The organism is Bacillus sp. z60-11 (assembly GCF_046464135.1).
Taxonomy (GTDB): Bacteria; Bacillota; Bacilli; order Bacillales; family Bacillaceae; genus Bacillus; species Bacillus sonorensis_A.
In genome coordinates this window covers 307,757-332,525 of the sequence record NZ_JBIYSN010000002.1, presented here as the reverse complement: position 1 = coordinate 332,525, position 24,769 = coordinate 307,757, and the positions used below count along the sequence as shown (strand labels likewise).

25 protein-coding genes and 1 pseudogene are annotated in these 24,769 nt (G+C 45.4%); 18 read left to right on the top strand and 8 right to left on the bottom strand.

Annotation, left to right across the window (positions count from 1 at the left end):
• Positions 1-14 precede the first annotated feature (14 nt).
• From ACINLD_RS08495 to ACINLD_RS08470, 6 genes are all read left to right on the top strand, one after another.
• Positions 15-506 carry a YaiI/YqxD family protein gene (locus tag ACINLD_RS08495; RefSeq protein ID WP_026587900.1) on the top strand — a complete coding sequence of 164 codons (492 nt, stop codon included), beginning with the start codon at positions 15-17 and terminating at the stop codon, positions 504-506.
• A 32-nt stretch (positions 507-538) separates the two neighbouring features.
• The gene (gene dnaG, locus ACINLD_RS08490; protein WP_077736407.1) at positions 539-2,362 is read left to right on the top strand and encodes a DNA primase; all 1,824 of its coding nucleotides are present in this window, start codon (positions 539-541) and stop codon (positions 2,360-2,362) included.
• A 202-nt stretch (positions 2,363-2,564) separates the two neighbouring features.
• A complete protein-coding gene (rpoD, locus tag ACINLD_RS08485; protein WP_003183609.1) occupies positions 2,565-3,686 on the top strand; it encodes an RNA polymerase sigma factor RpoD in 1,122 nt (373 codons plus the stop codon).
• Between the two features lie 368 nt (positions 3,687-4,054).
• Positions 4,055-4,414, top strand: a complete 360-nt coding sequence (gene cccA, locus ACINLD_RS08480) for a cytochrome c550 (RefSeq protein ID WP_026587898.1) — start codon at positions 4,055-4,057, stop codon at positions 4,412-4,414.
• Positions 4,415-4,535: 121 nt separating this feature from the next.
• Complete coding sequence (locus ACINLD_RS08475) at positions 4,536-5,252, top strand: tRNA (adenine(22)-N(1))-methyltransferase (protein ID WP_077736408.1); 717 nt, start codon at positions 4,536-4,538, stop codon at positions 5,250-5,252.
• A complete protein-coding gene (locus tag ACINLD_RS08470) occupies positions 5,245-6,366 on the top strand; it encodes a Nif3-like dinuclear metal center hexameric protein (protein WP_077736409.1) in 1,122 nt (373 codons plus the stop codon). Before ACINLD_RS08475 ends, ACINLD_RS08470 begins: the two co-directional genes overlap by 8 nt.
• A 191-nt stretch (positions 6,367-6,557) precedes the next feature.
• Here ACINLD_RS08470 and ACINLD_RS08465 read toward each other — a convergent pair whose 3' ends face one another.
• From ACINLD_RS08465 to vrrA, 3 genes are all read right to left on the bottom strand, one after another.
• Entirely contained in the window at positions 6,558-8,135 is a 1,578-nt protein-coding gene (locus tag ACINLD_RS08465) for a Na+/H+ antiporter (RefSeq protein WP_077736410.1), read from the bottom strand.
• A 225-nt stretch (positions 8,136-8,360) separates the two neighbouring features.
• Positions 8,361-9,305 (bottom strand): 4-hydroxy-3-methylbut-2-enyl diphosphate reductase, encoded by a 945-nt coding sequence (locus tag ACINLD_RS08460; protein WP_026587894.1) that lies wholly within the window; start codon positions 9,303-9,305, stop codon positions 8,361-8,363.
• A 117-nt stretch (positions 9,306-9,422) separates the two neighbouring features.
• Complete coding sequence (gene vrrA / locus ACINLD_RS08455; RefSeq protein WP_077736411.1) at positions 9,423-10,055, bottom strand: VrrA/YqfQ family protein; 633 nt, start codon at positions 10,053-10,055, stop codon at positions 9,423-9,425.
• Positions 10,056-10,308: 253 nt separating this feature from the next.
• On the opposite strand from vrrA, the gene ACINLD_RS08450 reads away from it, so the two are divergent.
• Together ACINLD_RS08450 and ACINLD_RS08445 are read left to right on the top strand one after the other, a co-directional pair.
• Positions 10,309-11,628 carry a DEAD/DEAH box helicase gene (locus tag ACINLD_RS08450; protein WP_077736412.1) on the top strand — a complete coding sequence of 440 codons (1,320 nt, stop codon included), beginning with the start codon at positions 10,309-10,311 and terminating at the stop codon, positions 11,626-11,628.
• Between the two features lie 11 nt (positions 11,629-11,639).
• A complete protein-coding gene (locus ACINLD_RS08445) occupies positions 11,640-12,533 on the top strand; it encodes a deoxyribonuclease IV (protein WP_026587891.1) in 894 nt (297 codons plus the stop codon).
• 25 nt (positions 12,534-12,558) lie between these two features.
• Here the strand turns inward: ACINLD_RS08445 and ACINLD_RS08440 are convergent, their stop codons facing one another.
• Entirely contained in the window at positions 12,559-12,813 is a 255-nt protein-coding gene (locus ACINLD_RS08440; RefSeq protein WP_026587890.1) for a DUF2624 domain-containing protein, read from the bottom strand.
• A 122-nt stretch (positions 12,814-12,935) separates the two neighbouring features.
• On the opposite strand from ACINLD_RS08440, the gene ACINLD_RS08435 reads away from it, so the two are divergent.
• From ACINLD_RS08435 to ACINLD_RS08415, 5 genes and pseudogenes are all read left to right on the top strand, one after another.
• Positions 12,936-13,817 (top strand): YitT family protein, encoded by an 882-nt coding sequence (locus tag ACINLD_RS08435; protein WP_077736414.1) that lies wholly within the window; start codon positions 12,936-12,938, stop codon positions 13,815-13,817.
• Between the two features lie 167 nt (positions 13,818-13,984).
• A pseudogene (locus ACINLD_RS08430) lies at positions 13,985-14,410 on the top strand (metal ABC transporter ATP-binding protein); the annotation flags it as partial.
• Positions 14,411-14,416: 6 nt separating this feature from the next.
• Positions 14,417-14,737: an AAA family ATPase gene (locus tag ACINLD_RS08425; RefSeq protein ID WP_409444678.1), complete on the top strand. Its 321-nt coding sequence runs from the start codon at positions 14,417-14,419 to the stop codon at positions 14,735-14,737.
• Positions 14,737-15,597, top strand: coding sequence for a metal ABC transporter permease (locus tag ACINLD_RS08420; RefSeq protein WP_026587887.1), 861 nt, complete (start codon positions 14,737-14,739; stop codon positions 15,595-15,597). The genes ACINLD_RS08425 and ACINLD_RS08420 overlap by 1 nt, the downstream gene beginning before the upstream one ends.
• Positions 15,575-16,003: a Fur family transcriptional regulator gene (locus tag ACINLD_RS08415; protein WP_026587886.1), complete on the top strand. Its 429-nt coding sequence runs from the start codon at positions 15,575-15,577 to the stop codon at positions 16,001-16,003. Before ACINLD_RS08420 ends, ACINLD_RS08415 begins: the two co-directional genes overlap by 23 nt.
• Positions 16,004-16,056: 53 nt before the next feature.
• Here the strand turns inward: ACINLD_RS08415 and ACINLD_RS08410 are convergent, their stop codons facing one another.
• On the bottom strand, positions 16,057-16,641 hold the full coding sequence (locus tag ACINLD_RS08410) for a hypothetical protein (protein WP_077736415.1): 585 nt from the start codon (positions 16,639-16,641) through the stop codon (positions 16,057-16,059).
• A gap of 138 nt (positions 16,642-16,779) precedes the next feature.
• Here ACINLD_RS08410 and ACINLD_RS08405 point away from each other — a divergent pair, with 138 nt between their 5' ends.
• Positions 16,780-17,154 (top strand): hypothetical protein, encoded by a 375-nt coding sequence (locus ACINLD_RS08405; protein WP_026587885.1) that lies wholly within the window; start codon positions 16,780-16,782, stop codon positions 17,152-17,154.
• A 35-nt stretch (positions 17,155-17,189) separates the two neighbouring features.
• Here the strand turns inward: ACINLD_RS08405 and ispG are convergent, their stop codons facing one another.
• The 3 genes from ispG to ACINLD_RS08390 all read right to left on the bottom strand — a co-directional run bounded on the left by ispG (position 17,190) and on the right by ACINLD_RS08390 (position 19,550).
• Positions 17,190-18,308, bottom strand: a complete 1,119-nt coding sequence (gene ispG, locus ACINLD_RS08400; protein ID WP_142246142.1) for a flavodoxin-dependent (E)-4-hydroxy-3-methylbut-2-enyl-diphosphate synthase — start codon at positions 18,306-18,308, stop codon at positions 17,190-17,192.
• A gap of 106 nt (positions 18,309-18,414) precedes the next feature.
• The gene (locus tag ACINLD_RS08395) at positions 18,415-18,717 is read right to left on the bottom strand and encodes a LysM peptidoglycan-binding domain-containing protein (protein WP_026587883.1); all 303 of its coding nucleotides are present in this window, start codon (positions 18,715-18,717) and stop codon (positions 18,415-18,417) included.
• Between the two features lie 74 nt (positions 18,718-18,791).
• Complete coding sequence (locus ACINLD_RS08390; protein ID WP_077736416.1) at positions 18,792-19,550, bottom strand: DUF1189 domain-containing protein; 759 nt, start codon at positions 19,548-19,550, stop codon at positions 18,792-18,794.
• Positions 19,551-19,700: 150 nt separating this feature from the next.
• Between ACINLD_RS08390 and ACINLD_RS08385 the strand changes: the two genes are divergently transcribed.
• The 4 genes from ACINLD_RS08385 (at position 19,701) to ACINLD_RS08370 (ending at position 24,617) form a co-directional block, all read left to right on the top strand.
• Positions 19,701-20,186 carry a DUF456 domain-containing protein gene (locus tag ACINLD_RS08385; protein WP_026587881.1) on the top strand — a complete coding sequence of 162 codons (486 nt, stop codon included), beginning with the start codon at positions 19,701-19,703 and terminating at the stop codon, positions 20,184-20,186.
• 186 nt (positions 20,187-20,372) lie between these two features.
• The gene (gene sodA, locus ACINLD_RS08380) at positions 20,373-20,981 is read left to right on the top strand and encodes a superoxide dismutase SodA (protein ID WP_026587880.1); all 609 of its coding nucleotides are present in this window, start codon (positions 20,373-20,375) and stop codon (positions 20,979-20,981) included.
• Between the two features lie 122 nt (positions 20,982-21,103).
• Positions 21,104-22,390, top strand: a complete 1,287-nt coding sequence (locus ACINLD_RS08375) for an MFS transporter (protein ID WP_409444617.1) — start codon at positions 21,104-21,106, stop codon at positions 22,388-22,390.
• Positions 22,391-22,499: 109 nt separating this feature from the next.
• Entirely contained in the window at positions 22,500-24,617 is a 2,118-nt protein-coding gene (locus ACINLD_RS08370) for a peptidoglycan D,D-transpeptidase FtsI family protein (RefSeq protein ID WP_026587878.1), read from the top strand.
• Positions 24,618-24,769: the final 152 nt, after the last annotated feature.

The following is a 24,769-nucleotide window of genomic DNA, read 5'->3' as shown; positions in this document are numbered from 1 at the left end:
ATAGCAGGAGATTGATGGAGGGATGGAGAATTAGTCTTCTTGAAAAAGAAAGGACGATTTTTGTCGATGCAGACGCATGCCCGGTAAAAGATGAAGTGTTAAAAACAGCAGCGGACTTCCGAGTGAATGTCGTTTTTGTGGCCTCATTTGAACATTTTCAAGTCACGAGGAAGGAAGAAGAGAATTGGCATTATGTCGATCCTCATAAAGAAGCTGCCGATCTGTATATTGCCAACCATGTTCGTCCCGGCGATGTGGTCGTCACACAAGATATCGGGCTTGCATCGCTCTTGCTGGGCAAAAAGGTCTTTGTGATGTCGGAGAGAGGCTTTCTTTTCAAAGAGAGTTCCATCGACCATGCTCTATACCGCCGTCACGTCTCACAAAAATTGAGAAGAAGCGGACGCCATACAAAAGGCCCGAAAAAATTGGTCAAAGAAGACCGGGAGCGATTTGTCAAAGAGCTGCAAAAAATCTTGTCGAAAAATGAAGGATTTACGTATTAAGCAGCGAATTATGTACGACGGAGTGTTGGAACATGGGCAATCGTATACCAGATGAAATTGTGGAACAAGTACAAAAATCAGCCGATATCGTTGAAGTAATTGGAGAGTACGTCCAGCTAAGAAAACAGGGGCGTAATTATTTTGGGCTCTGTCCATTTCATGGTGAGAACACACCATCTTTTTCCGTTTCTGGAGAAAAACAGATTTTCCATTGTTTTGGATGCGGAGCCGGAGGAAACGTTTTTTCATTTTTAAGACAGATGGAAGGCTATTCATTTGTTGAAGCGGTGTCCCACTTGGCGGACAAATACCGCATCGATCTTCCTGAAGCGGCTATTTCAACAACCGCCGCTACCGGCAGCAGCTCAAATGAACAGAAAATGGCGGAAGCCCATGAGCTGTTAAAGAAATTTTACCATCATTTGCTGGTCAATACAAAGGAAGGTCAGGAAGCGCTCGATTATCTGCTCGAGAGAGGCTTTAAGATGGAACAGATCGAGCAGTTTGAAATCGGATATGCTCTTGATTCATGGGATTTCATAACGAAATTTTTGGAACGGAGAGGTTTTGATGCCGCACTGATGGAAAGAGCAGGGCTCATTATCAGGCGCGAAAACGGGGACGGTTATTTCGACCGCTTCCGAAACCGGATTATGTTTCCGATACATGACCATCACGGCACAACCATTGCTTTTTCCGGCCGGACGTTCACGGGTGAACAGCCGAAATATATGAACAGCCCGGAAACGCCGCTCTTTCGAAAAAGCAGGCTGCTCTATCATTTTCATCAGGCTCGCCTTCATATCCGCAAAGAAGAGAGGGCGGTCCTGTTTGAAGGATTTGCCGATGTCATATCAGCCGTTAGTTCGGGTGTGAAAGAATCGATCGCGACGATGGGGACATCGCTCACTGAAGAGCATGCAAAAATCATCCGGCGCAATGTCGGTGAAGTGATCCTGTGCTATGACTCGGATCAGGCCGGCTATGAAGCAACGCTGAAAGCGGCCGACATTCTTCAGAAAAAGGGCTGCACGGTCAAAGTGGCCATGATACCGGACGGACTGGACCCCGATGACTACATCAAAACATTCGGAAGCGAAAAGTTTAAGCGGGATGTAATAGGGGCCAGCGTCACCTTAATGACCTTTAAAATGAACTATTTCCGCAAGGGGAAAAACCTTTCAGATGAAGGAGACCGCCTGGCCTACATCAACGATGTGCTCAAAGAAGCCAGCATGCTAAGCGGGCCTTTGGAGCAGGAAATATATCTCAAGCAGCTGGCAAATGAATTTTCAATTTCATTCGATTCCTTAAAGGATCAGCTATCCGTCTTTATTAAGCAGGCTGCGGGGCGCAATAAGGAGAGCAGCCGTCAGGAATCAAACGAAAAGCGCGCAGCTATCTCGCGCTCCCCGCGAAAGAGAACGGGGCTGCGGCCGGCACATGAGAATGCGGAACGGATGCTGCTCGCCCACATGATTCATGACCGCGATGTCATCGGTAAGGTGTTGGAGCGGGTGGGTTTGGAATTTAACCTTGACCAGCATCGCGCTGTTGCCGCTTATCTGTATGCCATGTATGAAGAGGGGGCTGAGATTTCCACCCAGCAGCTCTTCAATAGAATCGAGGATCAGGAGCTTGCTCAGCTCCTGACGGATATTTTAATGCTTCAGGTAAACGAAGAACTGAGCGAAGCAGAATTATCTGATTATGTAAAAAAAGTGTTGAATTATCGAAATTGGTCAATGATAAAAGAAAAAGAAGCTGAAAGGGCTGAAGCCGAAAGGCAAAAAGATTTCCTCAAAGCGGCTGCATTGGCTCAAGAAATCATAAAGTTGAACCGTTCGCTCAAATAAAACGTTATATCTAATAGGATGGGCTTTTGGCAATGAATCCTTACGGAGGAGCAAATGCTTGTCCTAATCACATATTGTCAATTTATGATTGCTTTTACGTGAAGCTCTAGACTAGAAAGAAGGCTTTCAACGTGAAATAGGAACAAATAAAGCGGGATGCTTTTTAGAATTCGTCTATAAGTTTGGAAGGAGGGATCCATGAATGGCTGATAAACAAGCGCACGAGACCGAAACTGAATTCACGTTTGAACAGGTAAGGGACCAATTAACAGAGGCCGGAAAAAAACGTGGTGTGCTCACATATGAAGAAATTGCTGAGCGCATGTCCAGTTTCGATATCGAATCAGACCAAATGGATGAGTATTATGAATTTTTAGGAGAGCAAGGTGTTGAATTAATTAGTGAGAACGAAGAAACTGAGGATCCTAATATTCAACAGCTGGCCAAGGCCGAAGAAGAATTTGACCTGAATGATTTAAGCGTGCCCCCGGGCGTTAAGATAAATGATCCTGTCCGGATGTACTTGAAGGAAATCGGACGGGTAAACCTTTTATCCGCGAAAGAAGAAATTGAATACGCGAAAAAGATAGAAGAAGGCGACGAGGAATCAAAGCGGCGTCTGGCTGAAGCGAACTTAAGGCTTGTCGTCAGCATCGCAAAGCGCTACGTCGGCCGCGGAATGCTTTTCCTAGACCTGATTCAAGAAGGAAACATGGGTCTGATGAAGGCTGTTGAAAAGTTTGACTACCGCAAAGGATACAAGTTCAGCACATATGCTACATGGTGGATCAGACAGGCGATCACAAGAGCCATTGCCGACCAGGCGAGAACAATCAGGATTCCTGTGCATATGGTGGAAACCATCAATAAACTGATCCGTGTGCAAAGACAGCTCCTTCAGGATCTCGGCCGCGAACCAACGCCTGAGGAAATTGCTGAAGACATGGATCTGACACCGGAAAAAGTCCGTGAAATCCTGAAGATCGCTCAGGAGCCGGTATCACTCGAAACTCCGATTGGTGAAGAAGACGATTCACATCTGGGTGACTTCATTGAAGATCAGGAAGCAACGTCTCCGTCAGATCATGCAGCATATGAACTTCTGAAGGAACAGCTGGAAGATGTGCTTGATACGCTGACAGACCGTGAAGAAAACGTTTTGCGCCTTCGCTTCGGTCTAGATGATGGACGGACAAGGACATTGGAAGAAGTTGGTAAAGTATTCGGGGTAACAAGAGAACGAATTCGTCAAATAGAAGCTAAAGCACTTCGTAAATTGAGACACCCAAGCAGAAGCAAACGTTTGAAAGATTTTCTCGAATAAGTTGAACGGGTCACAAGATCCGTTCTTTTTTCAATCTTTTTTATGAAAGCGCTATTATTGGTAAACTCGATTATATTTTACTTAATTTCTTTCGATATTGCAAATACTTGTGGAAGTTCATTTTAAGCCATTATAACCTTGAGATTGCCGGAAAAGCCCTTTATAATTGTTACTGTAACCGTATTCAAAATATGGTTTTCAAATGGCAAATCAAAAAATCAGGATGATCGGCTTCTTTGTTCATCATTTTGTCTAAAGTGTGAACTTCATCAGCTTTTGTTTCATAACCGGTTTACTTTTTGTAAAATTAAAGTAGAATTAGAAGTGTTTACATAAGGGGCTGGGTTAATTAAAAAGGGGGATGTAAAATGAACCGCAATCCGTTGATACCATTTCTGCTTATTGCCATTATGGGCATTGCACTAGTTTTTTTCCTTTCATTCAAGGGACTGAATGATGCAAAAGAAATTGCGGGTGAAGGAAATAAAACCGCTGAAGAAAGCAAAGCGGATGCGTCGCCTGAAGAAATTTACAAGGCGAACTGTGTGACTTGTCATGGTGAAAACTATGAAGGTGTTTCAGGTCCCAAGCTAAAAGGAGTCGGCGATCACATGGATACAGCTGCCATTAAGGAGAAAATTCAAAAAGGCGGAAACGGAATGCCCGCCGGACTTGTACCGCCTGAAAAGCTTGATGAGATGGCCAAATGGGTGTCAAACATTAAATAGGTATCCAAAAAGTCCTTTTACAAAGGGCTTTTTTATTTGGCGGCAAGGCGCTTGGAAAAAAAGCGATTTTTTAATATGATGGTAAGGGATAAAATGAATATAGAAAAGTAGTGATGGTGTAGTGAATGAAGTAAAGTTGTCCAAAAGACTTGAAACGGTCGCAAAATACATACCTGAAAACGCGGTGCTTGCCGATATCGGATCAGACCATGCGTATTTGCCGTGCTATGCGCTTTTAAACGGTTTGGCCAAGCGGGCGATCGCAGGCGAAATTACAGACGGCCCGTTCAATTCCGCGAAAAATCAAGTGGAGCGCTTGGAGCTGTCCGACTTGATATCGGTTCGAAAAGGCGACGGACTAGAGGTCGTCAAGCCCGGTGAAGCGGATACGGTGACGATTGCCGGAATGGGCGGGGCATTGATCACAAGCATTCTCGAACATGGAAAGGGGAAGCTCAGCGGGGTGAAGCGGCTTGTTCTGCAGCCGAATATTCACGCTTATCATATCAGGGAATGGCTCTATCAAGAGAATTATGAGCTAATCGGCGAGGAGATTCTTGAAGAAGACGGCAAGTTTTACGAGGTGCTCGCCGCCGGCCCGGGAGACAAAGCGCGTCCGTACCAGGGAGTTGATTTTGAAATCGGTCTGTTGACAGGCCCGTTTTTGTCCAAAGAAAAAAACGCCGTTTTTATAAAGAAATGGTCAAAGGAGCTCAGCCATTTGGAAGGCATTAGCCGCGGGTTGGAGAAAGCGGCTCCGACTGCGGAAAATAAACTGAAGCATGAAGACGTGCTAAAGCGCATAAAGCAGCTCAAGGAGGTTCTCGAACGTGGTTAAAACGATCAACGGAAATGAAATCATTCAATTGTTTGAACAATTTTCGCCAAAGTCTTTTGCCGTTGAAGGAGACAAAATCGGTCTGCAAATCGGTACGCTTAACAAAAAAATCAAACACGTCATGGTTACGCTTGATGTGCTTGAAGAAACGGTGGACGAAGCGATTGAAAAGAACGTCGACTTGATCATCGCCCATCATCCCCCGGTTTTCAGGCCGCTGAAACATGTCATAACAGACCAGCCGGGCGGAAGGCTGATCGAAAAATGCATCAAGCATGATGTTGCGGTCTATGCGGCACATACAAATCTCGATGTCGCGGACGGCGGCGTCAATGATATGCTCGCGGAAGCATTGGGGTTAACGAAAACAAAGGTGCTCATTCCAACCTATGAAGAGCCCTTTAAAAAGCTCGCTGTCTACGTTCCGAAGGATTACGAGGATCAGGTCCGGGCGGCGCTTGGAGATGCGGGAGCGGGCCATATCGGCGCATACAGCCACTGTGCGTTTTCCTCTGAAGGCATCGGCAGCTTTCGTCCGCTAGATGAAGCCGACCCATTTATCGGCGAGACCGGCAAGCTTGAGCGAGTTCACGAAGTCAGGATTGAGACCGTCTACCCTGCCAGTCTTGAAAAAGCGGTGATCAAAGCGATGAAGAAGGCTCATCCATATGAAGAAGTCGCCTTTGACATCTATCCGGTCGAGCAGGCGCCGCTGCAAAAAGGGCTCGGGCGGATCGGCGAGCTGGAGGAAGACATGACGCTTGAACAATTTGCCCGCCATGTGAAGGAAAAACTTCAGGCGAATGGCGCACGGATGGTTGGGAAGCCTGATGCAAAAGTGAAGAAAGTCGCCGTACTCGGGGGAGACGGAAATAAATATATCCACCAGGCAAAAAGAATGGAGGCTGATGTCTACGTTACAGGTGATCTTTATTTCCATACGGCGCATGATGCGATGATGATCGGTCTGAATGTCGTTGATCCAGGCCACTACGCCGAGCAAATCATGAAAGAGGGCGTCACAAAAAAGCTGTCGGTCATGTGTGAAAAGAAAAAATACGATGTCACCATTTTTCCGTCAGAAACAAATACAAATCCGTTTACTTTTATATAAAAAAGGCTGTGGATTTCTCCAGGCTAGTTGCAGATTGAGGGGAAAACGGAACCAGTTTTCTTCACAGCCCTGTGCCAGAAGTTTTTAGAAACATGAATCAAGATATGAAATAACAAAAAAGCTTGTAGAAAAAACATGGGTTTCTCTACAAGCCCAAAGCAGACTGCGGGCGGTCTGCTTTTCTGTGTTTGTTAATGGTCATTTTCCAAACGAACGATTTCATCAATGATTCGCGCTTGCTCTTGTTCAGCGACTTCGTTTGAGATGATACCTTCCTTTGATAAGTTCTCGATCGCTTGATGTTGGGCGTATAACGAATGTTTTTTCAAGATGGTTTGCTGTTTGTTTTTGAGTTCCGGATATGTGTCGAATAATTTGTTGGTTTGTTGATGCAGCTGGCTGATCTCTTCTTTGTACTGATCTGTCAGTTCGCTGGAGACAGCTTCGTGTATAAGCAAATTGCGTTTGACTTGCTGGACTTCTTGAATGGCGGTTTCTAAGCGATGTCCTTTTGCAAGCAATTCCTCATATTCCTGATTGCCTTCTTCTTTTTGATTCACGCCTAACCGTTCAAGAAGCGGTTTGATCGTGAGCCCTTGAACAACAAGGGAGAACAAAACGACACTGAAGGCGAAAATGAGAATGTCTTCACGCCCTGGGAAGTCTCTCGGCAGGCTCAGCACGAGTGCAATGGACAGAGAACCCTTCAGCCCGCCCCAATTGATGGTATGTTTCCATGTAACCGGGAATTTCTTGATAAAGGCCAGACTGATATAGACGGCGGCACTTCGGGCGATGAGCACTATCACAATCGCCATCATGGTCAACCCCCATTTGTCAGTCAGGTCAATTCTCGTGATCTCGAGCCCAACCATTAAAAAGACAAGGGAGTTCGCGAGCAAGGCGGCGACATCCCAAAAGTTACTGATATTCAGCTTTGTCGTCGGGCTCATGCCAATTCTGGCGCCATAATTGCCGAAAATAAGCGCTGCGACAACGACGGCGATTACCCCGGAGGCTCCCGCCATTTCAGCTAAAAGAAATGAACTGTAAAACAGAATAATACTGAAAATAATTTCTAAAGGGTAATCATCAAAATACTTGGTGAGCTGGGAAAAGACATATCCTAGAACGCCACCGATGATAAGTCCGAGAGAAATCACTTTGATGAACTCCCACAAGCCTAAACCGGCGCCTTGGATGCCGAGATCCAAATAAGTCATCAAGTAAAAAGCGGAAATGTTGAACAGCACAACCGCCAGCCCGTCATTGAACAGACTTTCTCCTTCAACAACGATCGCAAGCTTTTTTGGCGCGCCGACGCTTTTGAAAATCGACAATACACTGACAGGATCTGTGGCACTCATCAGTGCGGCAAAGACAAATGCTGCCGGAATGGCCAAATGCATCAGCCACATGGAAGAAAAGCCGACGATCAGAAACGAGATGAGCGTACCGCCGAAAGCAAGTGCCAGAACGGGCCGTTTGTTTTCTCTCAAATGGGAAAAAGGAAGCTTCAGCGCCGCTTCCCCTAATAAAGCCGGCAAAAACAGCGTGATGATGACGAAGTTAAAGACTTCTCCTTCAGTAATAAAATCTTTCAATGGTTCAAAGAGCGGAATATGTACAAGTCCTATGATCGTCCCGACAATCACAAGCGCGATCGGATAAGGCTGCCTGCACTTCTTGGCGATCGCGGTGATTCCTGCTGCAATCATGACCAACAAAAAACCTAGTTCAAATATATGATGCAAGTCTAAGTGTTCCATCGAGACCTCCTTTTGTTAATGCGAACTAAAGAATTACCCTCATGTTGTCATTTGTAATCATATCATATGTAAGACAGCCCTTTGTCAGTCTGCAGAAAACAAAAAACGCCATATGATGCTGAGGTAAAAAGTTCAAAGCAGAAAAATACGCTGGCATCAAAACCATTTAAAACAACAAAAAGCTTGCAGAAAAACATCGGTTTCTCTACAAGCTGACCTGAAGCTTCAGTTTTTTGCTTTAACTTTAGGCAATATTTTTTGCAGCGGCACATCGTGGCTGACGGACCATGTGGACGGATCTTCATGGTCAAACTGTTCTAAAAAGCGGATCACTTCTTTTGTGATCGGCGTCGGTGTTGATGCGCCGGCGGTCACTGCCACCGTTTCGACACCTTCAAGCCATTCCAGCTTCAATTCGCTTAAATCGCCGATCCGGTATGCTTTTGTACCGGCGATTTCTTCAGACACTTGCGCGAGGCGGTTGGAATTATTGCTTTTCGGGTCGCCGACGACAATCGTCAGGTCGGCTTTTTTCGCCTGTTCAGAAACCGCTTCCTGCCGAACTTGGGTGGCCAGGCAGATTTCCTGGTGAAACTCGACATGAGGATATTTTTCTTTTACCTTTTCCATAATATCGTGGACATCCCATTGGGACATTGTTGTTTGATTTGTAACGATCAGTTTGTCTGAATCCACATCCAGCCGCTCTACATCTTCTTCGGTTTCGACCAAATGGACGATGTCAGGGGCGACGCCCACAGCGCCTTCTGGTTCAGGATGCCCTTTTTTGCCGATATAGATGACATGGTAGCCTTCAGCTTTCATTTTCAGGATTAGATCATGCGTTTTCGTCACATCGGGGCATGTTGCATCAATGGCGACCAGCCCTTTCTCTTCAGCCGCTTTGCGGACTTCCGGAGATACGCCGTGTGCGGTAAAAATAACGGTTCCTTTGTCAACCTTATTTAAAATTTCGAGTCGGTTTGGACCGTCAAGCGTATAGATGCCCTCTTTTTCAAATGCATCTGTGACATGCTTGTTATGAACGATCATTCCTAAAATATATATCGGTCTTGGCAGACTTTTATCAAGAGCCGCGTTTTTTGCGATCACCATGGCATCGACGACACCGTAGCAGTAGCCGCGCGGCGATATTTTAATAACGTTCATTCTTTAGTCCTCCTATAACGTTAAGACCGGGCATATAAAAAGCCGTAAAAACGGCTTATTTTCTTGCAGTCTCTTTGCCCTCATTATATCTGATCCAGGAGGAGATATCAAAGAATGTTATATATACAGTTTTGGTTTAGAGTCTCCGGTTTTTCTTTCCTTTTTAGGGGCGGAACGTCCTGATTGCGGAAGGCTGTCTTTGGATTTCGCTTTTTCCGGTTTGGAAGCCTCTTTTTTGACACTTGTTTCTGTCTTTTTTTCCGGTTCTTCTTTTTCCTCTTCTGCGTTCTCCTCAGCGCTGTCTTCCGAATTCAGCTGTCTGAACATTTTCACCATTCCCGGCAGATTGCGGACAAGCGGCCCGTATTGCTGTATCATCGGGGTCACTTGCTGAGCGACGCCCAGCGCCTTTTGCACATTGCCGAGCATGTTTGAAATAGAAGACGGGTTGGCAAGCCCCTGAATTCCGCCGAGTCCGCTTCCTGCACCTCCGCCTCCGAATCCGGCGCCTGTTCCTCCTCCTGCTGCTGATCCGCCCGGCAGCAATTTGGACAGGAATCCCTGAATTCCGCCTCCGCGGGCGGCGGGCTGCTGCTGAACGGGGCCGAGAGGGTTAAAAAACTGCTGAAACCTCTGTTGTCCGGGAGGCTGCTGGTACATCCTCATTCCCGTATTTCGCTGCATTAAGGTTCTGGATGGCCGCTGCGGCCCAAATCCCGGCCGATTTCTCATCGGCTGTTGTTGATACATACTTGTACCTCCTTTCCAAATCCTTCTCTTGATAGGGTATGCAGCCTCTGTCTAAAGTGCTTTTGTCTCTGGCGCCCGAGCTGCGTTGGCAAAGATGGTTTTTTTTCGCGGTATCAGTTATAATTTAATGATGGACATGATACCAGCCTTTTTTGGCGCTGCGGCATAAAAAAGCATACATAAGCGCACAATTCAGCCATATAGGATAATGCTTGGAGCGTCTTTTGACGCCTTCCAAGAAGGAGTTGGGAAAATGAAACAAACGAAATTTGACATGTACGATTTAAAGCCGTTTATCATAGAGGCCGTACACCAGCTAGGTTTTTATGAGCCGACAGATATTCAAAAACGATTGATCCCTTCAGCTCTCAAAGGGGAGAGCGCCATCGGGCAGTCGCAGACAGGGACGGGAAAAACCCATGCCTATCTGTTGCCGATTTTGAGCAGAATCGATCCTGAAAAAGATATCGTTCAGGCCGTGATTACGGCTCCGACAAGAGAGCTGGCAAATCAAATTCATCAGGAAGTGCTGAAAATCACAAAATTTTGCCGTCCGGATGAAGCGATTCGTTCAAAATGTTTTATCGGCGGTACTGATAAGCAGAAAACGATCGATAAACTGAAAACACAGCCTCATCTTGCAGTCGGGACGCCGGGAAGGATCGCCGATCTGATCAGAGAACAGGCGCTTGACGTGCACAAAGCGGAAACGCTCGTCATTGATGAAGCTGATTTAATGCTCGATATGGGCTTTTTAGAGGATGTTGATTTTAGCGGTTCCCACATGCCGGAAAATCTGCAAATGCTCGTATTTTCCGCGACGATTCCCGAAAAGTTAAAACCGTTCTTAAAAAAATATATGGCCAATCCAAAATATGCGCATGTTGAACCGAGGCATATTACAGCCGAAAAAATCGAGCACATTTTGATCCCTTCACGGCACAGGGATAAACATGAACTGTTGCTGGAGGTCATGACACACTTAAACCCATATTTGGCGATCGTCTTTGCCAACACAAAAACAACCGCTGACGATATCGCCGCGTTCCTTTCTGACAAAGGGATGAAAGTGGGGCTTCTTCACGGCGGGCTTACCCCGAGAGAACGCAAAAAAGTCATGAAGCAAATCGGCGACCTTGAGTTCACCTACATCATTGCGACTGACTTGGCGGCAAGGGGCATTGACATTAAAGGCGTCAGCCATGTCATCAACTATGAGCTGCCGGAAGACCTTGACTTTTACGTTCACCGCGTCGGCCGTACAGCGCGCGCCGGGTCATCGGGAACGGCGATGACATTTTATGATACATCTGATGAAGACGCGCTGACAAGGCTTGAGCAAATGGGGATCGTCTTTGAAAACAAGCGGCTTGAAAAAGGCGAATGGAAAAAGATCGATGACCGAAAGCGCCGGCAAAATCGCAAAAAAAAGCCGGATGAAACGGATGAAATCGCCAAGCGGCTTGTGAAAAAGCCGAGAAAGGTCAAGCCCGGCTATAAGAAAAAAATGAAAACAGAAATCAATAAGATCAAAAGACAGGAAAAAAGAAAACAATTCAGAAAAGGAAAGTAGGGGAAACCATTTTGTTAAAAATCGGTTCACACGTTTCAATGAGCGGAAAACATATGCTGCTGGCGGCCAGTCAGGAGGCAAGTTCATACGGCGCCAATACGTTTATGATCTATACGGGAGCGCCCCAAAACACCCGCAGAAAAAAAATCGAGGATTTGAATATTGAAGCCGGACGAGCCCACATGGAAGAGCACGGGATTAGCGATATTGTCGTCCATGCGCCATATATCATCAATATTGCCAATACGACAAACCCGGCGACATTTGAGCTTGGCGTCGACTTTCTCCGGTCTGAAATTGAAAGGACGGCAGCCATCGGGGCGAAACAAATCGTCCTTCACCCAGGCGCTCATGTCGGTGCCGGAGCTGACACAGGCATTAAAAAAATCATTGAAGGGCTAAATGAAGTAATCGATCCTGAACAGGACGTGCAAATCGCTCTGGAAACCATGGCCGGCAAAGGTTCGGAATGCGGCCGGACATTTGAAGAGCTTGCACAGATCATCGACGGCGTCACCCACAATGAACATTTGTCGGTCTGCTTTGATACGTGCCATACACACGATGCAGGCTATGATGTCGTTTCAGATTTTGACGGGGTGTTGAACGAATTCGATAAAATCATCGGGATCGACCGTTTAAAAGTGCTTCATATCAACGACAGCAAAAATGTCAGAGGAGCGAGAAAAGACCGTCATGAAAACATCGGGTTCGGGGAAATCGGCTTTGATGCGCTTCAATACGTCGTTCACCACGATCAGCTTGAAAGCATCCCGAAGATCCTTGAAACACCTTATGTAGGAGAGGATAAGAAAAATAAAAAGCCTCCATACAAATTCGAAATCGAAATGCTTAAAAATAAAGCGTTTGATGAAGAGCTTTTGGAAAAAATTAAAGCGCAATGATGAAAGGGGCCTTATAGAGCCCCTTTTATGATACATATTGTGCGAACAGCTGATTTAAAAGCTGGACGGCTTCCTTTGAAGTAACAGCCTCAACTTGCCGCAGCAGTTTTTTTCGCTCTTCTTCATTGAAAATATTAATGTTTTTCCCGTTGACGAGCTTTTCGACCTCGAGAGCCTGTTTTCGTGTCACATCAATTCCGTATTGTTTAGCATACTTCAGCACATCATCGGCCGTCACCTGGTTTAAGCGCTGAAGGACCATTTTCTGAAATAAAATCACGTCCATTCCTCCCCTCTGAACTAATGTATGGCGGAGTACGGAAAATGTGTCTTTTTTTTATTTCATTCTGTTAAATGATATGATGATAAGAAAGGACAGTTCAGCTCAAAAGGAGAGACAGCATGGCAACGAAAAAACAGCATAAAAAAGAATCAGCGGTCCGGATGCTATTTCGGATCATCATGATTCTGATCGGTGCTGCCTGTGCAGCCGCAAGCATTGAATTATTTTTAGTTCCAAACAACATTATCGATGGGGGCATCATTGGGATTTCTCTAATTTTAGACTACCTTTTTAAAGATACACCTTACATCAACTTCGCCCTTCTTGTTGTGGTCCTGAACATTCCATTCATGGTTTCCAGCTACAAGCATATTGGGAAAACGTTTGTTATTTCTACACTGATCGGTATATTCAGCTTGTCCATTATTGAAACACTGTTGCATCATGTAGAAGGGGTTACGACTCAGCCTATATTGGCTGCTGTTTTCGGCGGACTTTTGCTCGGATTCGGCGTAGGGCTTGTGATTCGTAACGGCGGTTCTATGGATGGAACGGAGATTCTGGGGATTTTGCTCACAAAAAAACTGCCGTTTTCAGTCGGCGAATTTGTGATGTTCGTCAATGTTTTTATTTTTACGTGGGCCGGCTTTGTGTTTGGGCCTGAACAGGCGATGTTTTCCGTGATGACGTACTATATCGCGATGAAAACGATCGACGCCGTAATTCAAGGGCTTGATGAGACAAAAGCCGTTATTATCGTATCAGACCAATACGAAGAAATTTCTGACGCGCTTTTGCACCGTCTTGGACGGGGGACAACAAAGCTGAAAGGAAAAGGCGGCTATTCTGATGAAGATACAGAAGTGATTTACGCTGTCGTCACAAGGCTTGAGGTGACGAAGCTTAAATCGATCGTATTCGATATTGACAAACAGGCGTTTATTACGATCATGGACACGCATGAAACGCGGGGCGGACGGTTTAAAAACGCGATTCATTAGGCTTTTATTTACTTTTTTTATGATTCTATGTATAATTTAAGAATGAACTGTTCAATCGGTTGAAAATGGCTTGCTGGCATCCGGCTGCCATTTTCTTTTTGTGTGTTAAATCGTAATGATTCTGGAGAATTTGAAGGTGAAAGAAAGTGAAACAACCCATTATCGAAATGAAAGATGTTTCATATTCCTATGAACATCGAAATGTGATAGAAGATATCAATTTAACGGTTAATGAAGGCGCTTTTCTCGGGTTGGTCGGTCCGAATGGTTCGGGAAAAACAACCTTGTTAAAATGTATACTCGGATTAATAAAGCCGCAACAAGGTGAGTTGAAATTATTCGGCGTCCCGATCAAAAAATTTAAAGACTGGAATAAGATCGGTTTCGTTTCCCAAAAGGCAAACAGCTTTAATACCGGGTTTCCCGCTTCGGTATATGAAGTGGTGGCCAGCGGTCTGACCGCCAAGCTCGGCCTGTTTAAACGAATGTCAAAAGCCGATAAACAGAAAGTGGCTGAGGCGATTGAAGCCGTCGGGATTACACAATTGAAAGACAGAAATATCGGCGAGCTTTCCGGTGGACAGCAGCAAAGGACATTTATCGCAAGAGCGCTAGTCAGCGAACCGAAACTGCTCATTCTTGACGAACCGACGGTTGGCGTCGATCAAAAAACGGTTGAAGGCTTTTATCAGCTGCTGGAAAGTTTAAACCGGGAAAAAGGGATCACATTGATTCTTGTCACACATGATGTCGGGACGGTTTCCGATAAAGTCACACATGTTGCCTGTATGAATAAGCATCTTCATTTTCACGGCAATGCGGAAGAGTTTGAGTCGATGACAGATCAGGACCTCTCGCAATTTTACGGTCATGATGTCCAAGCCATCAGCCATAACCATCATCATGGAGGACACGAATAATGCTGACACCTTTTTTTCAATATGATTTCTTGCAAAACGCGTTTATTTCAGGAATATTGATCGGTTTGATCGCACCGTTGCTCGGCGTCTTTATTGTTGTCAGGCGCCTGTCACTCATCGCAGATGCGCTCAGCCACGTTTCATTAGCCGGAATTGCTGCAAGCCTTTATTTGGGAAAGCAGTTTACGATGCTGGCCGGTGTCAGCCCGATCTATTTCGGGATGATGTTTTCTGTGGGCGGTTCTTTGATTATCGAGAGGCTCAGAACGGTTTATAAGCATTATCAGGAGCTGGCGATTCCGATTATTATGTCGGGGGGCATCGGTGTTTCCGTTATTTTTATTTCGCTTGCACAAGGATTTAATACAGATCTGTTCAGCTATCTGTTCGGAAGCGTCAGCGCGGTCTCGCGCGAAGACCTGCTGGTGATCGTCGGCATCTCGGCCGCTGTTCTCATCGTGATTTTTTCTCTTTTTAAAGAGCTGTTTTTGCTTTCGTTTGATGAAGAGCATGCCAAAGCATCAGGCATTTCCGCGAAATGGATTCATTTTATTTTTATTTTGATCGTGGCACTTGTCATTGCCGCCTCGATGAGAATCGTCGGTACATTGCTTGTTTCCGCGCTGATGACGCTCCCTGTCGCCGCAAGCATGCGCATAGCGAAAGGGTTTAAGCAGGCGATTTTCTTTTCCGTACTGTTTGGGGAGCTGTCCGTCATTATCGGGCTTGTGCTCGCTTACCATCTGGATCTTGCACCGGGCGGAACGATCGTGCTGCTGTCTATTTTCATACTGATATTATGCATCAGCTTTAATAAAATCAAAAGGAGGATTCGCCGTGAACGTACAGGAAGCGCTTGATCTGTTAAAGGAGAAAGGGTATAAATACACAAGCAAGCGGGAGGATATGCTTCAGCTTTTTAGTGATTCTGATAAATATTTAACGGCGAAGAATGTACTGAACGCTTTGAATGATGATTACCCTGGTTTAAGCTTTGATACGATTTACAGAAATCTGTCCCTGTTTGAGGAGCTTGGCATATTGGAAACGACAGAGCTTTCAGGTGAAAAGCTGTTCCGTTTCAAATGCTCTTCCGTTCATCACCACCATCACTTCATTTGCATGGTTTGCGGCAAGACGAAAGAAATTAAACTGTGTCCGATGGAGAAGCTCACCGATGATCTTGACGGTTATCAGATCAGCGGTCATAAGTTTGAAATTTACGGCACATGCCCGAACTGTGAAGAAAGCGGCATCGAGGTGTAGACATCGTTCGGCAATTGCCGGTTTATACTTGCAAAAAAGCATGTAAGTCTGACTTACATGCTTTTTTTTGATTCGAGATATTTTTTGTTTTTTCTGAGCCAGTCTGCGGCTTCAAGCCAACTGTTGACTCTGATAATATTTGAATCGGACGGCAGCTGATTGTAAGGTGTGTTAAACAGAAGGACAGGGATATCAGCTTCTTTGGCGATCATTGTGGCGTTTCCATGATGATCTTCAAAAAAAACATCAATGCCGTGTTTTAACACAGCTTCAAGTTTGTCGTGTCCGCCGACAAGTTCGATGTGATCGTAATGAATATTGTGTTGGCGGAACCAGTTAAAGGTAATGTCCTTGAGGTGGTTCCTTCTCGCTGTAATATATATCAGCCTGTGCTGCTGTTTCAGCTCGTCAAGCGTCTGTTTGGCGTATTGTGCAAGCAATGCTTCCTGATATATGCGGGGCTCATTTTCATTCATCCATTTCCAAAAATCCTCATCAGAAATGTTCAAAAGCTTTGTCAAGTCATAGTCTTTGATATCGTCCAATGTGATGGAAAGGCTGAATGACTCGTTTAAGTAGGGAACAAAAGTATCCTGAGCTGTGATCGTTCCATCAATATCGATTCCTAAATGTAACATGTCCACACTCCTTCTCATCCATTCCTTCAGTTTATCATAAACTTTTAACATTTACAGTAAAGTTTAGCAAACATGAATTCGTCCAAGAATGCTTACACTATAAATGCTCCTTTATGGATTAAAGAGGGGGGATAACGAATGGACCGAGATCAAAAAACCCGTAACCGTGCTGGTTATGATGCAGACCTAGTCGATGCGACTTTAGGTGATAATGATGAATATTTAGAAGAAACGGCCGCAGAAGTTGCCCCGCAGCCGTATCGTGCGGAAAACGGCCGCGATCGAGAAGCTGTTAACGGTGATGCCGATGCAGCAGGCGGACGTGTAACCGGATATATCGCATTAGCGCTTTCCATTATTTCATTGTTTATGCTTCCCGTATTATTGGGAATCGCAGGGATCATTGTCGGTTATATAGCCAGAAGACAAGGAGCAGCTGGCTTAGGAGCCTGGGCAATGGGTATCGGTGCAGTTTCTTTAGTACTTGGCATATTTATAGCGCCATTTTTCTAAAGCAAAAGCTTGACGGATTTCCGTCAAGCTTTTTGTTATGTGTTTAATTTTTCTTTTTCAGCCTCTTGTTTGGCATAATGCTCTTCGGCAAGCTTGTCGATTTCTTTCTTCAGCTCTTCGACCATCGTTTCCTCAGGGACTTTTCGAACGATTTCCCCTTTCCGGAAAAGAAGGCCTTCGCCACGGGCGCCCGCAATGCCGATGTCAGCTTCCCGCGCTTCCCCCGGACCGTTGACTGCACAGCCGAGTACGGCGACTTTGATCGGGGCTTTAATTTTGGCGATATAATCTTCCACTTCATTGGCGATCTTGATCAGGTCGATTTCGATCCTTCCGCAGGTCGGGCAGGAAATCAGTGTTGCGGCATTTGAAGCAAGCCCGAAAGATTTCAGCAATTCCCTTGCCACTTTTACTTCTTCAACCGGATCCGCGCTTAAAGAAATGCGCAGGGTGTTTCCGATGCCTTTGGAAAGGATGGCACCGAGGCCGGCAGCGCTTTTGACTGTTCCGGCAAACAATGTGCCTGACTCTGTGATCCCCAAATGGAGAGGATAGTCGAATGCCTTCGCCGCTTTTTCATAAGCTTCAATAGCCAGATTGACATCTGAAGCCTTCATGCTGACGATGATATCGTGAAAATCAAGGTCCTCAAGGATTTTGATATGATGGAGGGCGCTTTCGACCATACCGTCAGCCGTTGGATAGCCGTATTTCTCAAGAATCCGCTTTTCAAGAGATCCCGCGTTGACACCGATGCGGATCGGAATGCCTTTTTCCTTTGCCGCATTAACGACGGCTTCGACTTTTTCACGTCGGCCGATATTTCCGGGATTGATGCGGATTTTATCGGCTCCGCCTTCGATTGCTTTTAACGCGAGTTTATAGTTGAAATGGATGTCCACGACAAGCGGAATGGAGATCCGTTTTTTGATCTCAGGGATCGCGTCGGCAGCCCGTTCATCAGGACAGGCAACGCGGACGACTTGACATCCGGCTTCAGCCAGCCTGTTGATTTCGGCGACCGTTGCTTCGACATCGTGCGTTTTTGTTGTTGTCATGCTTTGGATGACGACTTCATTGTTGCCGCCTATTGTTAAAGGTCCCACTTTGACGGGACGCGTTTTTGTACGATGTGTGATTTCACTCACTTGAATTCGCTCCTTAAGTATAATTCTGGAGCAGAAAGCCCCATTTCTTATACCGAATCGTTTACAAGTCTTATTGTAACGCCCGTTCATGAAACTGACAAGAAATTAACGTTTACTCCTGATAAACGGGGAATTTGTAGGTGGCTCCTGCCTGTATGCTGCCTGCTTTGACATTCGGATTCAGCGCTTCAAAGTCCTGCGCGATTTTGTCAGCGGGAATATGCTTTTCGCCGATGATTGAAAAAACCGTTTGTCCCGGTTTTACGGTAACCGTTTTATAGTGAAGGGCACCGGCGGGTTCTTGGGCTGCAGCTGTTACAGGCAGAGCCTTTTGCGGGATGGTGCCTGATTTGATGTCATAATAAACAATGAACAAGGTCAGCAAAATAGAAAGGAACACGATAAGACGCTTCATTTTAACTTGTCCCCATTTCGTTTGTTTTTTACTATTTTACGCTTGTCCTTTTTTTAACATGACAACAAAAAGGCTTATCCCGCTGTTTTTTGGGAAGGCACTTCTTTCACAGCAAGAAACAGCATGATAAAATTGACAGCCCAATTTAATAAAAACTGACTCGGGACAAGGGCTTGCAAGCTATCCATCACCATGAAGAAAACGGTGGCAAGCGTCATGGCATAAGCCGACATCACCCACAGCTGTTTATAGGACAGCTTTTTCTTTTGCGCATTCCGAATCAAAAGTCCGATGACAGCAAGGACTGTCACATCAATGAATTTGCCTGCAGCAGTCGCCAAAAACAGCAGCGCGCACAATACGGGAACGATCACCGATTTGTTTTGTTCGATGAGCGACAATATATCCTGTTTTGTCATGTCTTCCGGCAGCATGGTGTAAGGCATTTCCTGAACTTGTCCATCGATTGCGATCACGAATTTGTCTTTTAAAATGCCGAGGGAATTGCGCTTATCTTTAATCTGTTTTGTCCCGTAAGAATCGGTTGGATCAAAGACGACGACAAATCCGAACGACTGTGCTTCCTTCGCTTTCTTTGCATCCGTATCCAAAGTGCCGTTTTTAATGGAGAAATCGGGAATTTCTTTAACCGCTGTTTGAAAGCTGTTCATGGTCTGCACCATGCCTTTGCTCGTATGGTAAAGGTTGGGCAGAGCGGCGATGATGCTGAGCAGAAACACGTATAAAATGGATTTTCCTATCCCCTGAAATCGCGTTTTGGCGACGGCGGGCGGGGAGTATGTACTTTTAAATAGCAGCTGGAATAACTTCATTCAGACTTCACTTCCTATTTCTATAATGTATCTGCATTATTGTATCGTCACAAATGAATGAACACAAGGAACTTTATCGATCAGGAAGAGTGTTTTGGGGGGAAACAAGGTATAATAAAAGCAAATTTTTAGACAGGAGGCGACATAAAAATGGACGTTTTATACTGGCTCATTATTGCGGCCATGTTTGCCGTTGCTTTTGCCGGGCTTGTTTTTCCGATTATTCCGAGTGTCGTATTTATCGTTGCTGGCTTCGTGCTCTATGGGTTTTTATTTACATTCGGCGATTACTCATACATATTTTGGATTGTGGAAGGGATATTTACGGCCGTCTTATTTGCAGCCGACTATGTAACAAATCTTCTCGGAATCAAACGTTTCGGCGGCAGCAGGGCGGCGATATGGGGCAGCACGGCTGGGCTTTTGATCGGACCGTTTGCGATCCCTGTGGCGGGCATTATACTCGGTCCCTTCATCGGTGCTGTGGCCGGAGAGATGATCGTCCATCGAAAAGACATCAAAACCGCGGCGAAGATCGGAGTCGGGTCGCTCATCGGTTTCATCTCCGGTGTGTTTGCAAAAGGTGTGATCCAGCTGATCATGATCGGCTTTTTCCTCTATACAGTTTTGAAATAATCCCGAAAAGATGTTTAAAATAAAGAAGGAAGGGATAAAGTTGAGTATGTCCGCTAAAGAAATGTATTTGTGATCATTTTGTGAGCATTTCCATTGAAACAAGCCCTTTCTTTTGATAAATTGAAAGAGGAAAGGCTTGCTAAATGGCGGCATTTCAATACATACAATTTTAAGGAGGAATTGATAATGGCTTACAAACTTCCAGAATTACCTTATGCTTACGATGCGTTAGAACCGCACATCGACAAAGAAACGATGAATATTCACCATACGAAGCACCATAACACATATGTTACAAAATTGAATGAGGCGGTGGCAGGCAAGCAAGATCTTGAAAGCAAGTCTGTTGAAGAGCTTGTAGCAAATCTTGATGCTGTTCCGGAAAGCATCCGCACAGCGGTTCGCAACAATGGCGGCGGACACGCCAACCACTCTCTTTTCTGGACGCTTCTTTCACCAAACGGCGGCGGCGTTCCTAGCGGTGAACTGGCTGAAGCGATCGACAAAAAATTCGGCAGCTTTGATCAATTCAAAGAAGATTTCGCTGCGGCAGCTGCAGGACGCTTCGGCTCCGGCTGGGCATGGCTTGTCGTAAATAACGGAGAGCTTGAAATCACAAGCACGCCAAACCAGGATTCCCCGCTTTCAGAAGGTAAAACACCTGTTTTAGGCCTTGACGTTTGGGAGCATGCTTACTACCTGAACTACCAAAACCGTCGTCCAGACTACATTAAAGCGTTCTGGAATGTCGTCAATTGGGATGAAGTTGCCCGCCTATACAGCGAAGCAAAATAATATTGACCGCAGGAAAGGTCCGCGAAAGCGGGCCTTTTTTGTTTTTCGTTTCTTTTGGATCTTGGTACATAACTGACTTTTGATGTGACAGACTAAGGTGTATCAGTAAAGGGGAGTCAGTTATGAGCAGAATCAAAAACATTATAGGCGATGTTGAAGTAAACAGAGACCTGCTGCTTTTGCTTACTGTCGGCGGCCTTTATTCGCTGAGCATTGCGCTTTCAAATACGTTTGTGAACGTGTATCTCTGGAAGCAGTCGGGAAAGTTTCTTGACTTGGCGATTTATAATCTGTCAATCGTTGTCATGCAGCCGCTTACCTTTATGTTAGCCGGGCGCTTGGCAAAAAAAATCGACAGAGTCTTTATTTTAAGGTTTGGCGTATCTTTTTTAGCCGTGTTTTATTTAACCGTTTTAGTGGCGGGGGAAAATGCCGGATCGCGATTGGTGCTGCTCGGCGGTGTCCTTGGAGTCGGATACGGATTTTATTGGCTTGCTTTTAATGTACTGACATTTGAAATCACTGAACCGGAAACGAGAGATTTTTTTAACGGGTTTCTCGGCGTTTTAAATTCAGGCGCCGGCATGATCGGACCGATCGTCGCCGGTTATGTCATCTCGCGACTCGCTGACAATACGGGATATACGGTGATCTTCAGCCTTTCGCTGGCTTTGTTTACAGTAGCTGTGATCACCAGCTTCTTTTTAAAGCGAAGGGAGTCGCGCGGCCGGTATATGTTGAAAAGAATCTGGGCGGAGCGAAATGCGGATGCAAACTGGCGCAACGTTACCAATGCCCACTTTTTCCAGGGGCTTCGTGAAGGGATTTTTGTTTTTTTGATCAATGTCTTTGTCTTTATTACGACAAAGAGCGAGATGGCCCTGGGGAAATTCGGACTGTTGAATTCGGCTGTTTCTTTTTTTGCTTACTATTTTGCGACAAGGATGATTAAAAAAAACACGCGCAAAAAAGCCATTTTAATCGGAGGCCTTGTTTTATTCGGAGCCCTTTTCCTTATATTGTTTCATATGACATATGTGACACTGCTTCTTTATGCCATAGCGATTGCGATCGGCTATCCGATTTTGCTTGTTCCGTATTCATCGCTGACCTACGATGTGATCGGCAAAGCGAGGTACGCGAGGAAAGCAAGGATTGAATATATCGTGGTACGGGAAGTTTTTTTAAACATCGGGCGGATTGCCTCCATTTTGGTTTTTTTGCTCCTTGTCTCATTATTAAAGGAGGACTTGGGAATACCCGTTTCTTTAGTATTGCTTGGGGCCGGCCATACGCTGATTTACTACTTCGTCAAAGATATTCAACTGGCAGAACCCGCCCGGGAAACGGTCGGAAAGGATGCGCAGAAGCAAACGGCCGAACCGAGCTATATCGAAGGCAAAAGGTGAATTTTTTAATCTTGAGGGAAATTAGTAGAAAAATGCCGAAAAAAACTTTACAATATATGTGGCACCTTTTCATAAGGTGTCTTTTCTTTATTTAAAGAAGGTGATGCAATTGATAAAAAGGAAACCGAAAACAGAAAAGCGAAAAACGCTGCCCATCAGGCTGAATATATTGTTTTTTCTTGCGTTTGTGATTTTTACAGCAGTCGTCGTACGCCTTGGCGTGGTACAAATCGTATACGGGGAAGACTATAAAAACGAAGTTCAGCAGGAGGATAACGTCGGCGTTTCAACTGTTCCAAGAGGAAAAATCTATGACAGGAACTTAAATACGATCGTCAAAAATAAGCCGCTGAACGCAATTACATACACAAGGACGTCCTCAACCCCGCAGAAGGAACGCCTGGAAGTTGCACGAAAGCTGGCGGAGATGATCGACGTAGACACGGATAAAATAACGGAGCGGGATAAAAAGGACTATTGGATATTAACGAGGCCGAAGGAAGCTGAAAAACTGATCACCGCAAAGGACCGGAAGAAAGTCAAAGACGGTACATTATCCGAAGACGATCTGTACCAGCTTCAGCTCGACAGAATTACAAAAGACATGCTGAACGAATTAACGGACAAAGATTTGGAAGTGCTCGCGATTAAACGGCAGATGGATTCCGGTTATGCGTCGACACCGCAATATATTAAAAATAAAGACGTGACTTCAAAAGAAATGGCTGTTGTCAGCGAACACTTGGACGAGCTTCCGGGAGTTGACGTGACGGCCGATTGGAAGCGCGACTATCCGTATAACGGGCTGCTCAGAACGATGATCGGAAGCATTTCCGATTCGAATGAAGGTCTTCCGAGAAACCAGCTCGACTATTATTTGTCACGCGGCTACAACCGAAATGACCGGGTCGGAAAAAGCTATCTTGAAGCGGAATATGAAGATGTGCTGCAGGGTCAAAAATCGAAAGTGAAAAATATAACCGATAAAAACGGGGAAATCGTCGACACGGAAATCTTATCAAAGGGCGAAAGCGGCAAAGACCTGGTGCTGACGGTCGATGTCGAGATGCAAAAGGCGATTGAAAAGATCATCGGGGATGAGCTGAAAAAAGCCAAAACCCAGCACAGCGCACCTTTTCTCGACCGCGCCTTCGTCGTCATGATGGACCCGAGAAACGGCGAAGTTTTATCGGTTGCCGGCAAGCAGCTTAAAAATAAAAACGGCAATTTAAAAGTCGAAGACTATGCGCTCGGCACGATGACGTCTTCGTATGCAATGGGATCCGCTGTCAAAGGAGCCACCGTTTTAACAGGGCTGCAAACGGGAGCGATTAATTTAAATACGACGTTTTATGATGAACCGCTTTATATCGGGCAAGGCAAACCGAAAAAGTCCTGGTCCAGCAATCTCGGAACATTGGGCATCCAGGGAGCGCTGGAACAGTCTTCGAACGTATTTATGTTTAAAACAGCGATAGCGGTCGGAAAAGGGCAGTATAAGCCCCACCAGCCGCTGGACCTTAATACGAAAGCCTTCAGTACATTCAGGTATTATTTCAATCAATTCGGTCTCGGTGTTAAAACCGGCATCGACCTTCCGAATGAAGCAACGGGATACCAAGGCTCCAAAAAGCTGCCAGGTTTCCTGCTCGACTTTGCCATCGGACAGTATGACACGTACACACCGCTGCAGCTGGCACAGTATGTGTCAACGATTGCCAATGGCGGCTACCGCATGAAGCCCCAGATCGTGAAGGAAATCAGAGAGCCTGATTCGAAAAAAGGCATCGGAGCCGTGACGGAATCGATTCAGCCGGAAGTATTGAACAAAGTGGACATGAGCAAGGAAGAGATCGAAACCGTCCAAAAAGGTTTCAGACGGGTTATGACGAATGGGACGGCAGCAGGAGAGTTTGCATCTGCATCGTATAAACCCGCCGGTAAAACGGGAACGGCCCAGTCTTTCTATGACGGACCGGATAAATCGAAGACGGGAATGCCTACGTATAATACGACACTTGTCGCTTATGCGCCTTACGACAACCCGGAGGTCGCCATTTCCGTCGTTGTTCCTTGGGCCTACAATGATTACAGCAAAAGATACTCCATTACGAATGATATTGGCAGAAAAGTGCTGGATAAGTATTTTGAGCTGAAATCAAAACAGGACAAAGAGAACACAAAAGAAAAAAATAAGGACAAAATTGAAAAAGAAGCAACCGAATAGGTCTTAAGTTCCTTTTTTGAAAGAAGCACCCGCATCAAGCATGCGGGTGCTTTTTTTTTGCTTCTTTTCCCTTTCTTTCCTGCTTTTATACAATATTCAAGCTTAATTTACAAAACCTTAATAATTCATTTAAACAAGATTAATACAAGAAA

Bases quoted from the DNA above. Each gene is read 5' to 3' on its own strand.
- rpoD (WP_003183609.1), top strand. From the start codon at position 2,565: ATGGCTGATAAACAAGCGCACGAGACCGAAACTGAATTCACGTTTGAA.
- ACINLD_RS08395 (WP_026587883.1), bottom strand. From the start codon at position 18,717: ATGAAGCGTCTTATCGTGTTCCTTTCTATTTTGCTGACCTTGTTCATT.
- ACINLD_RS08375 (WP_409444617.1), top strand. From the start codon at position 21,104: ATGAGCAGAATCAAAAACATTATAGGCGATGTTGAAGTAAACAGAGAC.
- ACINLD_RS08450 (WP_077736412.1), top strand. From the start codon at position 10,309: ATGAAACAAACGAAATTTGACATGTACGATTTAAAGCCGTTTATCATA.
- ACINLD_RS08420 (WP_026587887.1), top strand. From the start codon at position 14,737: ATGCTGACACCTTTTTTTCAATATGATTTCTTGCAAAACGCGTTTATT.
- ACINLD_RS08410 (WP_077736415.1), bottom strand. From the start codon at position 16,641: ATGTTACATTTAGGAATCGATATTGATGGAACGATCACAGCTCAGGAT.
- ACINLD_RS08495 (WP_026587900.1), top strand. From the start codon at position 15: ATGGAGGGATGGAGAATTAGTCTTCTTGAAAAAGAAAGGACGATTTTT.
- ACINLD_RS08385 (WP_026587881.1), top strand. From the start codon at position 19,701: ATGGACGTTTTATACTGGCTCATTATTGCGGCCATGTTTGCCGTTGCT.
- dnaG (WP_077736407.1), top strand. From the start codon at position 539: ATGGGCAATCGTATACCAGATGAAATTGTGGAACAAGTACAAAAATCA.
- ACINLD_RS08465 (WP_077736410.1), bottom strand. From the start codon at position 8,135: ATGGAACACTTAGACTTGCATCATATATTTGAACTAGGTTTTTTGTTG.
- sodA (WP_026587880.1), top strand. From the start codon at position 20,373: ATGGCTTACAAACTTCCAGAATTACCTTATGCTTACGATGCGTTAGAA.
- ACINLD_RS08435 (WP_077736414.1), top strand. From the start codon at position 12,936: ATGGCAACGAAAAAACAGCATAAAAAAGAATCAGCGGTCCGGATGCTA.
- ACINLD_RS08390 (WP_077736416.1), bottom strand. From the start codon at position 19,550: ATGAAGTTATTCCAGCTGCTATTTAAAAGTACATACTCCCCGCCCGCC.
- vrrA (WP_077736411.1), bottom strand. From the start codon at position 10,055: ATGTATCAACAACAGCCGATGAGAAATCGGCCGGGATTTGGGCCGCAG.
- cccA (WP_026587898.1), top strand. From the start codon at position 4,055: ATGAACCGCAATCCGTTGATACCATTTCTGCTTATTGCCATTATGGGC.
- ACINLD_RS08405 (WP_026587885.1), top strand. From the start codon at position 16,780: ATGGACCGAGATCAAAAAACCCGTAACCGTGCTGGTTATGATGCAGAC.
- ACINLD_RS08460 (WP_026587894.1), bottom strand. From the start codon at position 9,305: ATGAACGTTATTAAAATATCGCCGCGCGGCTACTGCTACGGTGTCGTC.